The 13,384-nt window shown below is 51.6% G+C and carries 4 protein-coding genes; all 4 read left to right on the top strand.

Annotated features, from left to right (window positions below; all coding sequences use genetic code 11):
* Window positions 1–18: 18 nt before the first annotated feature.
* Entirely contained in the window at window positions 19–8,124 is an 8,106-nt protein-coding gene (locus J2Z66_RS33930) for an S-layer homology domain-containing protein (protein WP_209977221.1), read from the top strand.
* Between the two features lie 242 nt (window positions 8,125–8,366).
* Window positions 8,367–8,777 (top strand): cytochrome-c oxidase, encoded by a 411-nt coding sequence (locus J2Z66_RS33935; protein WP_209977222.1) that lies wholly within the window; start codon window positions 8,367–8,369, stop codon window positions 8,775–8,777.
* A 214-nt stretch (window positions 8,778–8,991) separates the two neighbouring features.
* Entirely contained in the window at window positions 8,992–12,618 is a 3,627-nt protein-coding gene (locus J2Z66_RS33940; protein ID WP_209977223.1) for a glycoside hydrolase family 9 protein, read from the top strand.
* Window positions 12,619–12,714: 96 nt separating this feature from the next.
* Complete coding sequence (locus J2Z66_RS33945) at window positions 12,715–13,383, top strand: response regulator (protein ID WP_376774534.1); 669 nt, start codon at window positions 12,715–12,717, stop codon at window positions 13,381–13,383.
* The last annotated feature ends 1 nt before the right edge of the window (window position 13,384 follow it).

The following is a 13,384-nucleotide window of genomic DNA, read 5'->3' on the forward strand; positions in this document are numbered from 1 at the left end:
TGAAGGAGAGACGTCATTATGCCCTTTTTTCGAACAGCAAAAGCAATAGAACGATTAACTAGGATCCTGGTGTTTGTCTTGTTGCTAAGCTTCCTGGGAAGCAACCTGCATCCTGCGACATATACAACCTATGGAGAAGCACTACTAGCGGACAGTGTTGAGGCGAATGTCGCCGTGACGGCGGGGATCCCGAATTCGGTGCAGAATTTGGATTGGGACTTACTTGCCTACAACCGCGTCCAACTCAGTTGGGAGGCCCCCATTCCCGGGGCAGAGGAAGATCCCCCAGTCGTGAAGTATGTGATCTATGACGGGAACGACCAACTGCTGGGTGAGACGACGGACACCCGGTTTGTAGCGGATAATCTGGAGCCGTCTAAATTATACCGGTTCAAGGTTGTAGCGGTGAACGAATTGGGAGTATCGTCCGGATATAGCAGCGCGTACGCTGGAACTTCACCCCGATACATGGCCGAGATTGTCAGCCTGCCTGACATTACAGGAGAGGAATATCCGAGTCTAGCTCTTAGCAGAGACGGCAAACAGGCGGCGGCAGGCGCTGATTGGACACCTCTGTACGGCATCGACATAGCGGCCAAGACGGCGGCCCCTTTGCCCATCACGGCGGACGGCGCTGCCCCGGATGGAAGCATCAAGGAAGTGATGATGAATCGCGACGGCAGCGTTATCGTTTTCGCTTCCAATGCGACGAATCTGAGAGATAGCCCCCAATCGGGAGAAGTCATTGGCGTCTATGTGTTTGACAGGACCGATGAAACTCTGGAGCTGCTCAGCGCCCCAGGAGAGCGGGGATTCAGTCCTTCCATCAGCGGTGACGGTAAGAAAATCGTTTTCGCGGAAGGGAGACATATCATCCTTTACGACCGCACGGACGGCTCACGCAAACTGCTCAGCGTCGGGGAAGCCGGTGCGGAAGAGAATGGTACCAGCACCAGTCCAGCAATTAGCGCTGATGGAAGCACGGTTGCATTCATTTCGACCTCGACCAATCTGTCTGGTGGACAGGCGGAAAACATGAATGAAAACGGGCTGTTTCTCTACAATCTGGACGCAGGAATGATCACTCACGTGAACACAGAAATCGCTTTCCGTCGCCTAGCACTTTCGGAAGATGGCGGCAGCGTCGCCATTCTGGGCAAGTGGGGTGGCTATAACGTACCTGGAGTGTTCCGCCCGGGGACAGGGGAATTGATATATCTGAATGAGGGAAGACCTCAGGGGGATGCCGGCGACAAGCCGTATTCGTTCATTTCCATCAGCGATGACGGGACGGTAGTTGTTGCCGATGCCGCCGACAACAACCCGAATTCTGGGCAATCTTCACGTTATAATGAAAGGTACGACCTGGGAGCGGTGGTTACGGCGAGACAGCTGTATAATCCTACCTACTCCAACAGATACGGAGTCGTAGACGGTTCCGGTCAGCGGATGTTGTATTTCATCCCCGGTGGTGTTGTGCTGGAGTGCACCAGCGCCGAGGCATGCGAAGGGGCAGAGCCGGGCGATGTTCTCGCTAGCGCAGGTTGGAGCGCCGTTCAGGCGGACCGCATCGGCCCTGATTTAAAGCCAGGCAGCACCCTGAACCTGCAGGCGAATGGACAGCCGGGCTTATCGGTAGAGGCTGCTGTGGTATACGATACCTTGACCGAGAACGGCAAGACAGCGGCGCTGCCCTTACTTGAAGACGGGCAAACGGCCGGCCTGTACCGTGCCAACTGGACGCTGCCGGAAGGAACAGCCCGCATCGTCTCCATACAGGCGCAGGTAGGTGGCGGAAGCGGAAAGGCGATGACGGGGCTGCCTGTAGGCGTCGCCAGCGTGCTGCAGGTAGAGCTGAATGAAGCGTCTTCCAGCCTTGATCTGACTGGCGCAGTGATCGAAGCGTCAGCACCCGGCAAATCGACGGTGACCTTGCCCTGGCAAGCGGGTCAAAGTCGTTACCAATTAACCGTATCCGCTGGGGATGGGTATACGGTGCGGATGTTTGTGAAAGATGAAGAAGGGACGATCGTGCTGGATGAGAAATCCGGCGTAACTGCAGCAGCCGGCGCAATGACTAGCATTTCGCTGATTCCGGTGCCTATAGCCAAACTAGCGGTTCACGTCCGTTCGGATGGATCATCCGCCACCGGTACCAAAGTACAGTTCAAGACCCAGCCGGACGGCTCAACGATCGGTGAAGTTGAGGTGGACACTTCGGGAATGGCGATTCTGCCCGGAGAGCATCTGGCTGGAGAACAGATCCGGATCCACATCTTGCCGCCAGTAGGCTATGTGGCGGAAGCCGATCGCACCATCAGCTTGAAGCTGGGCAACAATCGGCAGGAATTCCAGGTGTTCAATTCCAACTCCGCGATCCGGCAAGTTCGGGTAGATTATGCGAAGGAGCTGGATATCGGCTATTCCAACAGAATTCCCGTTCAGGAGAGTGATGTCACCATTGTCGCCGAGGGTACACCCGGCTTGGATCTGTTTGCCAAAGTGGATTACCGGCAGTGGGATGCCCAAGGAAAGGCGCAACAGAAAGAGCTGACTCTGCCGCTTTATCCCCACGATCAGGACAATTCCCGTTTCGAGGGTATATTTACAATCGGGGAAAATGTGCTATTGCTGGATCGAGTGACGGTAACCACGGATGATGGCCGTTCGGCCAAAACCTTGGAATTGAACCAAAACGTCGCGGGACGAATTGTCTACATCTTCCCTATGCCTGATCCGGAAATTGCCGGCTGGACCGATCAGTTGGAAGGCGCCATTTTATCGGTTGGGTATAACAAAGACAAATACTCCCGATTCTGGGAGACACGAAAGCTGAACAAAGACATCCAATCAGTTATCTTCGATGTGCCTTTTGCGAACGCGCCTTACTCTACAACGTTGAGCAGCCAAAGTCATTCCCTGATGTCGATACAGAAGGGGGTGGCCGGACCGGCCTTCGGTCAGACGGTAGAGATTCCCTTGCCACTGACATTCAAGTATGAACTCTCCGGTTCGGTTACCACTTCAGACGGAAAGCCTGTCACTGTTGATTATCAATTTACTGACATGGCTGGAGAGATTCTCGCCCGCGGCACGAATAGTTATTCGATTTACTTTCCGCTGACAGTATCCGGCCTACCGTCTGGCGAATTGCAGATTATCCCGAGGGATCCGTCCTATGCGCCTTACACACAAGCAATATCTATGGATACGTTCAAGAAGAAAATAGACATCGTACTGCAGAAGCGCCCACTGTCCACGCTCTCCGGGACAGTCATCGGCATCGATGGCACGCCTGCTGCATCGGTCTACGTCACAGCGGAAATCGTACAGGATGGATTCAGCGCTGTGTACTCCGCTAGGACGAATGCGGCCGGAGTCTATACGTTGACCGTTCCGGCAGGCCAGGTGAGCATTGAGGCCATTTCGCAATCATATCTGACACAGGGATACCGTTCGGTCAAGAAGACCGTGAATGTTCCGGAGACAGGGATGCCGCCAGTTAATATACAGCTTCTGCCTGAGGCAAAAGTCGCAATCAACCTATTCTTAAAGGAAGATGGCGGGAATTGGCGGGGGCCGCTACCGTTAAACGATTTTTATCGGAGCTTTTATGGAATTACGAGTACCTCCCCGATCCATCAATCGGGAAATCCCTTCCGCATTCTGGCATTGCCCGGAGAAAAGGTCCGGATATGTGCGGATGGCGGTAATGTCGGGATGACCACAGCCTGTGCCGAAACGGTGATTGGCAATGATAACACCGGAACAGTGGAATTAAAGCTGGAGGGCAGCTCCGCCACAGTGACCGGGAAACTGCTCTTGCCGGACGGCAAGTCAGCACCTTCCACATTTGTCCAGGTGACTGATGCGGCCAATGGAAACTGGCTGCTGTCCACTTCCATCAATCAAAAAGAAGGTCAAGGCTTCACCTTCACCTTACCTCGTGGTGGAAAATACCGTGTCGACTTCTCGGCTAATGGATTTACAGCGGTCATCGAGTTTGACGCCGCCAACCAAGAGAAAGTCTCGCTGGGCAACGTCACCTTAAGCGGTCTGGGAAGGTTTGGCGACAGCAGATCCAACGGTATCAGTTTGTCTTCTGACACCGGAACAGCGGGGAATGTGGCGACCGTTCGGTTTAACTACGGGAATGACGGAGTGGGACATACGCCGGTTAAAAACGGGGAACTGCTTATGGAATTGCCTGCTGGCGTTGAGCCGATAATCGGCAGCGGAGTGGTGGACGGCAAGCCGGCGTCCTTCTCCAGGATCGGCCAAATGGTGTCTGTGCCTATTGGACCAATCAGCGATTATCAGCGCGGCAGCGGTCACCTCCAGGTGCGCATCGGAGCGGCAGCACAGAAATACGTGACCTTTACTGCGGATATCTCCTATCTGGAGGAGTCTGGGGCGAAACACCGAGACCGGCTAGGTACCGCAATTCTGCGGATCGCATCCGTCACTCTGCGCGCTCCGCAACTTACAACAACGACCCACCTCGAACTTACTGGAAATGCGCCGGAGGGGGCGGAAGTTAGGGTGTATGACGGCAATAAATTGCTGGGAGTCGCCATCGCAGCCGCATACGGCGTATGGGGAATGAGTGTGGAGCTCGCCGATGATAGTATCCGAAATCATATCCTGCGACCCGAAGCGTTCGTTGACGGACAGCAACTGATCGGGGAAGTGGTGTCTGTACTTTACAATCCGAATGATCCGGGACTCGATGAAATGACGCTGTACGAGTCCCAAGGCAAGCCGGTAACCTTCAAAACTAATGACGGAATCGCGATCTTCCCTTTTGTCATTACCTCGTTAAATACGTTTCGCTACGAACTGAAATTCCGTAATCCGGATCTCATCTATGATGTGCAGGTGCAGATTGGGGATGCTTACTCGGAGGCAGTTAGAAAAGAAGAATTGTTCGTGGGCATCGTTCCTCGTTCTTCCAATGTGGGACCCGTGTGGGTGACTTATCGCAAGAAACACGATCCGGCTCTCCCGGCAATCCCGGCGCAGACCGAGGAACAGCTGCGCGAGACGCTGCCGGAGGCTTGGCGCAATTATGAAATTCTGAACGTAGTCAAGGAAGGGGAGGTAGACAGTTCTGGCAAAGTTCTACCGGTGGGTGCACTAGAAGTAAAGACCAAATTGAGCGATGATTTTGAGAATACGGTAAGCTTGTCCATCCAGGAAGCCGATTACACCCTCAAAGCCAAAGATCAGGCACAGATAGCGAAGACAGGACTGCCCGTTTATGGCTTCCAAGTCAGCCGACAGGAGACGGAGCAAACGCTGACCACTAGTGTGAGCTTCTATACCGACAACCCGGCACTGGTGCAGAGCTTGCAAAAGGATATTGGTGGTAAAAGTGGAGCTGTGGGCAATGCGGGAGAACCCGGTGGCACAGGCAGCGAGCCCAAAAAGAAGTTTCTAAAAATAGACATGAAGGGGATGGGAAAGGTAACCTCCTCCGCAGAAAGCGCCTTTAAATGGGCCAAGAAGGTGGAGGGCTGGGTCACTTCCCCGCAAATGCAGCGGGCTTACAAAGATCTTGAAATAGCGCAAGCGCTGTGCGATCCAGTTGCCGCCGAGTATTACTCCAATTTTGCCACAGAAATTATCGCCGACATCATCATGACGTATGTCATGAAGGAAGGTGTAGATATCGTTAAGGGGAAAGCGGAAGGCATCCCTTTTGCAGGTACGGTCATCGACAAAGTCGCTGAGATGCTAGACTCCACGATCGAAGACGAATTGAAGGAACTTGAAAAATATTTGGCGAAAAATGAATGCAAGCTGAAGCCCTACCCTTCCCCCCGGGCGGAGCGGCCGGTGGCTAATCCGAAATACATCTATGACCCCAGCGGTTATGTATACGAGGGCATGCCTGCCAACCGACTGGAAGGAGTAACGACGACGGTATTCGAGAAGGTGCTTGGCGAGTGGGAATCCTGGGACAGTGCATGGTATGGGCAGATCAACCCTCAAATCACTGATAAGCAAGGCCGGTACGGATGGGATGTGCCCTTGGGCAAGTGGCGGGTTCAATACGAGAAAGCTGATTATATGACTGCGTATAGCGATGAGTTGGACGTTCCGCCGCCGCAGACAGAAGTCAATATACCCATGATCTCTTATAAACCTCCCGCTGTAAAAAGTGTGCGGACCCTGCCGAAGGGTACTAGTGTAGAGGTGAAATTCACAAAACCTATGGCGGTGGACACCGCGGAAGGCGAGTTGATAGTGAAAGACGCCGACGGGAAAGTGGTGGAGGGTACCGTAACTGGCATCGATTCTTATACTGGAACGGATGGGCAAGAAGTCGCTATGGCGATCCGGTTCACGCCGAATGCTCCGCTGACCGTTGGCACTGCGTACACTCTGATCGTTCGGAAACAGATGACCAGCTACGCGAGTGTTCCACTGGAGCAGGAAACGAGTCATGTCCTCATTATTGAGGAGATGGATACAACACCGCCGGGGGATGTTGAGGATTTGTTCGGCAGCATCATGGGGACGAAGGCGACTCTGATGTGGGAGGAGCGCGACGATTCTGACCTGGCAAAAGTCCGCATCTATCGCAAAGCTAAGTCGGACGAAGGGTATACACTTGCGGAGGAACTAATAGCGGGAACGCTGTGGGCGGAAGTGGAAGGCGTAACGGACGCTCAGGAATACACCTTCCAGGCTGTAGCCGTGGACGCAGCAGGAAACGAGTCCTCGGGAGCGGTGTGGACCTGGTCGCCTATAGCGACAGAACCGGATCTGACCGCACCGGTCAGCGTTAAGGAAGCAGCAGTCCATACAGACGGAGCGGGTGCCTTGAAGGTGATCTGGCAAGATCCGACAGCAGTAGATCTGGCCTATGTCCGCGTCACTTGGAGCGAAAGCGGCTCGGATCAGCCTGGGCAATCGGTCCAGGTAGCTGCGGGCAGCCAGAGCAGCCGGATTGTTGGGCTTCAGCCTAATAAGGTCTATCGGATCGAGCTCACAGCTGTCGATAAGGCTGGGAACGAATCGGTAGTGACCGTATTAGACGGGAAGACAAACAGCCAGACTGGCAGCACTCCAAGTGGTGGCTCTGTCGGTGGTACCGGCCAGAAGCCTATTGATCCCCTCAAGTGGAAAGTCGGTGTTGACGGTTTACAATTGGACGCGTTCGTCGGGAAGCTGAGGCTGCATGCGGCCAAGGGAGCATTACCGGAAGGTGCAGTGGTCCTGCTGGAGGAGCCGGCGAAGATCGGGAGCTTACCCATAGGATATCGAGCTTTCTCTCCGATGTATACGATCAGCTCCGAAAGTGGCAATCCGTCGCATCCGGTATCGCTTGCCATCAGCTACGACAAGAGCCTGCTGGGCTTAGTTGATCCTCGTCGCCTGGGAATTTACCGGCTGGAGGAAGACGGCAGTTGGATGTATGCCGGTGGCGCTGCGGACCTCGACAGCGGACGGCTGCAGACTTCGATCCTTGCTTTCGGCAAATATGCGGTACTGCTGAAGGAAATGACCTTTGCTGATACGCAAACCCATTGGGGAGCTTCATTCATCCACATACTGGCCAGCCGTGGCTTCGTCAGCGGGGTGAGTTCCGATCGTTTCGAGCCCAACCGATCCATTACCCGGGCGGAGGCGATAAAGATGCTAATGTCACTGCTGCGGCATGTGGGAGTGACGCGATCGGGTGCAAGTGAGACGATAGGGAACGTACAGAGCTTCTCTGACGTTCCGACAAACGCTTGGTATGCTTCAGATGTGCTATTGTCAGCGCAAATCGGGTTGGCGGTCGGCGATAACGGCAAATTTCGTCCGCTTGATAAGATTAGCCGCCAAGAACTGGTCATATTGTTAGTTCGCACATTTGAATTGTGTGGGCTGGGTTCGGCGGATGTTGCGGCTCTTGCAGACGCAACGGCCTTCAGGGATTGGAACGAAGTGGCTCCTTGGGCTCAGGATTCCCTGAAGAAAGCAATTGCTCGGGGCTGGATTACTGGAACGCCGGAAGGTCGTCTCCTGCCCGACAGTTTCGCCACCCGAGCTGAATCGGCGGCAATGATTGTTAGACTCATGACATCTCTAGGCTTAATTGAAGTGAATCCAAAAGAGAAGAACCAAGGATAATCGACCGGGATCACTATTTCTCATCAAAGCGCCTTCAGCGTCTAAGGACGCCGAAGGTGCTTTTGTTTGATGGAGCGAGCTGCTGCAAGGAAAAAAGTGACTTGCAAAGCTATCCAATGTGACCGTCATTTAACAAGATCATGACCAGGTCATTGGCTAATTAGGAGATGGGGACCTGACGGGCGCTGCTTACTTTCTGCGATGATAGGAGGGAGTTGAAAAAGTGACTGGAGGGTTTCTAAATGGCAAGAAAGATGATTGTGGGTTCTACGTTTTATTTTGTAATTGGTGTACTGATGGGAATGGGCATGTCGATGACGGAATCATTCGTGCTGAAATCGGTTCATGCACATGTTAACCTGCTGGGGTGGGTGTCTATGGCCATTGGCGGCATTGTATACCATTTATTCCCTTCTGCGGGGGAGTCGCGTCTTGGCAAGTGGCACTTCTGGCTCCATATGATCGGTATTCCTCTTATGACAGGAGGACTCACTGGACTTATGCTATCGGCGAACACGTTATACACGCTTCCGATTGGCGTTGGCGGAGTGTTGGTGGTGGTAGGTACAATTCTGTTCTCAATCAATTTACTGCTCCACATGCGGGAAACATCCACGCCGCCAGCCAAGAGAGATACCCTGGATGAGAAATAATAATTCATGCTGTTAGAAGGTGGCGATTTCATTACACATAAGCTTAGCTGAGCCCTGCCGGGACGGTAGAAAAATCGTGTTTGATTCCCAACTCAATGCCTTTGGTTGCAGCTGACTTTCAAGCACTATAAGTATAAGCACAATAAGTATACGATCGTATACTATTCTACTCATTCATTATCATGTTATATTATGGATATTAATCGGAGGCAATATGTTGAATATCAGAACGAAACAAGCGCTATTCTCATTAGTAATGTGTATTTGTTTAATGTCGGGAATCATCCCTTCTATGCAAGCGCAGGCATCAATTCCTAATGTTACCTTGCAAAAATATATGTTGGTCGATCAATTCGGCTACAGACCAGGCGATGATAAGGTCGCTGTATTGGTAGATCCACAAACAGGCTATAACAGTGCGGATGCGTATATACCTGGAAACACGCTAGAGGTAAGAAGAGTCAGTGATGATCATGTCATGTTTACAGGATCACCCACGGTGTGGAATAACGGCGCAACCCAATCCTCCTCAGGGGACCGAGGCTGGTGGTTCAACTTCTCTTCCGTGACAGCAGAAGGGGAATATTACATTTACGATGTACAAGGGAGCTTTAAATCCTACAACTTCACAATCGACGAGAATGTTTATAAGGATGTATTGAAGGCCGCAATCAAGACGTTCTACTATCAACGAATTGGAACACCGCATCTGCCAGAGCATGCGGGTGCGGCATATGCAGACGGCGCAGCTTTTGTTGGCCCCCATCAAGATTCTCAGGCCAGAAATGTATTCGATCGCAACAACCCCGCTACGGAAAGAGACCTATCTGGGGGCTGGATGGATGCAGGCGACTATAACAAATATGTGACTTACACCGCTCAACCCGTCAATGAGCTATTATCCGCCTATGAGCAGAACCAGGCTATCTTTACCGATGATTACGATATCCCCGAGTCCGGCAACGGAATTCCCGATGTGTTGGACGAAGTGAAGTGGGAGCTGGATTGGCTGAAAAAGATGCAGGATAGTGATGGAGGTGTCCTCTTAAAGGTAGGGGTTCCGAGCAGTGGCGGAATAGGAGAGTTCGCTAATCCACCTAGTGCCATAACGAGTTACCGCTACTATTTACCGAAAGCTTCTTCTTCTACCATTATTACATCGCTTAACTTTGCTCATGCTGCTTTGGTTTATCGGGACTTTCCTTCACTTAAAAGCTATGCCGACGATTTACAGCAAAGGGCAATTAAAGCGTGGGACTGGTATCAAGCGAATCCCAAATCGGACAATGCGGATCAGGGCGAGATTGAAGCCGGGGATGCGGATATGTCAATTCAAAGCCAAGCCCAGATCGCTACAGTTGCCTCTGCATACTTGTTTGCTTTGACTGGCGAAGCTAAATATCATGCAGAGTTCAAAAATAATTATAAAACCACATGGCCGTTAAGTGATGGCTACTGGGGCATGTATTACGGGGAGCAAGCAGAGGGTGTTATGTTCTATACGACACTTCCGAATGCTGACCCTGTAGTGAAGGCACATATTTTGGAAAGACGCGATGTTCAGGATTTCGATGAAGCCTTTAATGATAATGACGACTTGTACCGGTCCTTTGTACCGGATTTCTCCTATCACTGGGGCAGCCTTCAGGTTCGAGCGCGACTTGGGGCAACAGCCTACGACTTCGTTCAATATGAGATCAATCCGAGCAAGAAGGATAATTATAACAAACGTGCCCAGAACATCCTGCACTATTTTCACGGCGTAAATCCTACCGGGTTCACCTATCTGACTAACATGAGTGAGTATGGGGCCGAAAGCTCAATCTCACAAATCTACCATAGCTGGTTTGCAGATGGATCGCAGTGGGATCTGGCGCCGCCTGGATTCGTACCGGGCGGACCGAGCACGCAGTACAGCGGAACTTCATCTCCTCCGTTAGGACAGCCCATGCAGAAGATGTACAAGGACTGGAACGGCATATCTTGGGAATGGCCGAATAACGTCGATGCTTCCTGGGAAATCACGGAGAATGGCATCTATTATCAAGCGGCATACGTGAAGCTTCTGGCCAAGTTTGTGCCAGCTCCACCATTGCCAACTGAGGCGCCTTCCGTACCTATGGCTTTATCTGCACAACCAACTGGCACAACATCGATCGCATTACAGTGGAGCAAGTCGGCTGCTGCCTCCGGCTATGATATTGAAGTAGATGGTATTGTGCAGGACAATGGCCCTAGCATTGCCTATACCCACGAAGGACTAGCACACGGTTCAACTCATGAGTACCGTGTAAGGGCGAAGAATAGTATCGGAATGAGTGCATGGAGCAGTGTGATTAGCGCCGTAACCGATGTTCCGCCACCACGACCAGCGATTCCCGATCACATGACTGCATCTGCAACGAGCAGCTTTACTGTGGAAGTGAACTGGAATCCTTCAAGCGGCGCAACTAAATATGAAATCGAAGTGGATGGTGTGTCTGTGGATATCGGAAACTTCACTTCCTACATGCATAAGGGATTGGCTTCGACCTCTACCCACAGCTACAGAGTAAGAGCTAAGAATAGCGGGGGAATAAGTGACTGGGGCCCCCTAGCAACGGTGACAACACCCAAAGCTCCGCCAACAAACGTGATTGACCTTTCACATAACGGTACGAACGGCTATACGTTCGGGCAGGCTTCCGATCAAGTGAAGCGATATCAGACTTTTATTGCAGATTCTTATCCCATTCTTACTAGCCTGGATGTTATGATTAGAAAGGCCGGAGCACCCGGCAATGTAACGGTAGAGCTATATGCAGCGAACGATAATAAGCCGTCAGGTCATGCATTGGCTTCGACAACGATTGCCGCGAGCTCCGTATCCGATGATTATGCCATTGTGAATGCTCGCATCCCTTTTATTGGGCTAAAAGCCGGAACAGAGTATGCCATTGTATTAGGACAATCTACTCCGGGAGAAGGAGGAATCTATGAATGGCTTGCTGGATTTGATGTGAATGGCAGTTATGATTATGGTAAAAGAACGGTCAATGAATGGGTTGATGAATCCCATATTGGCGATGGTTGGATGATGCTTCATGTCGCACAAAGCCCAGGGCCTCAGCCATCAGTGCCTGCCGTTCCTTCAGGTGCAGTCGCTGTTGCAACTAGTGCTGCATCTGCTACCGTGAGCTGGAATGCTGCTCAAGGAGCCTCGTCTTACGAAGTAGAGATAGACGGCTCAACTATGTATGCTTCTACAACACAATTGTCCTATGATCACAGTGGGTTGGCGGCAGGATCATCCCATTCCTACAGAATTAGAGCCAAGAATGAATCAGGTACAAGTGAATGGACGAGCTACATCGCTATCACGATTCAGCAGCCCTCATCCTCCGTTATCGATATCTCCCATAATGGGTCGGAAGGCTTTACTTTCGGGGAAACCCGCGATCAGGTCAAAAGATGGCAGATGTTCGTCGCGAATACGAAGCAAAGCTTGACCAAGGTCCAGGTGAAAGTAAGAAAGTTTGGCAGCACAAGCAATATGACGGTAAGTCTATTTGCGACTAAGAACAACAAACCTACGGGATCTGCGCTGGCAAACGTTACGGTTCCGGCAAGCTCAATAAGTGAGGATTTCGAAGTCATAAATGTTCCAATGACCTATTCGGGATTAGCAAGCGGGGCTACTTACGCCATTGTCCTCGGCCAGGTGAAGAATTCCAATTACACAACTTATGAATGGTCGACGTCAGAGGTTAGCAGCAGTTTAAGATCCGGTAAGTATAGTGGTGACAAATGGATCGATGAATCCTCCATCGGCGATGGTTGGTTGAAATTGTTCGTAGAATGATTGATCTGCTTCAGCTCCAGTTCCCGAGGGCTTCGTCTTCGGGAACTGGAATTTCTGCGTTCTAAAGGAATCTCCAACCGAAAGGGGCACATGAATGTGATAACAATTGTACTAGCAGATGACCAGACACTGATGAGAGATGGCCTGCTTACGATCCTCAGCCTACAGACGGATATGCAGGTGGTGGGTATGGCACGCAACGGTGAAGAAGCACTGGCTATGGTTCTTGAACTAAAGCCGAATATTGTCCTAATGGATATACGTATGCCAGGCATTGGCGGATTAGAGAGTACAAGGCAGATTAAAGCCTGTTTACCTGAAACTGTCGTCCTGATTCTGACCACCTTCGCTGAGGATGAATACATTATTGACGCTTTGGCTGGAGGAGCAACGGGTTATCTACTCAAGGATATTCCCGGGGAAAAGCTCTCTCAAGCCATTCGGGATGCTGTGCGGGGTGAGCTTCTGCTCCCCTCGTCCATTGCTGCCCGACTAGCCGTAAGAATCACTTCCTCCGATGCCTCAGCCCAGGCGATGGTAGGGGCAAGCCGGCTGAAAGCTAGCGGACTAAAGCTTTCTGACAAGGAACAGGAGGTCGCAAGGGCATTAATGGAGGGAAAATCCAATAAGGAAATCGCAGGGCTGCTCTATATGAGTGAAGGTACAATTAAGAATTACGTGAGCGGTATATACGCCAAGCTCGGAACCCGCGATCGGACCGTAGCTGTGATGACGCTGCATGAGCTGCTTGAGAGTCATTTATGAA

The sequence above is a fragment of the Paenibacillus eucommiae genome (assembly GCF_017874215.1).
GTDB classification, from domain to species: Bacteria; Bacillota; Bacilli; order Paenibacillales; family NBRC-103111; genus Paenibacillus_AI; species Paenibacillus_AI eucommiae.

Coding starts and splice junctions, on each gene's coding strand:
- J2Z66_RS33930 (WP_209977221.1), top strand. CDS start 19: ATGCCCTTTTTTCGAACAGCAAAAGCAATAGAACGATTAACTAGGATC.
- J2Z66_RS33935 (WP_209977222.1), top strand. CDS start 8,367: ATGGCAAGAAAGATGATTGTGGGTTCTACGTTTTATTTTGTAATTGGT.
- J2Z66_RS33940 (WP_209977223.1), top strand. CDS start 8,992: ATGTTGAATATCAGAACGAAACAAGCGCTATTCTCATTAGTAATGTGT.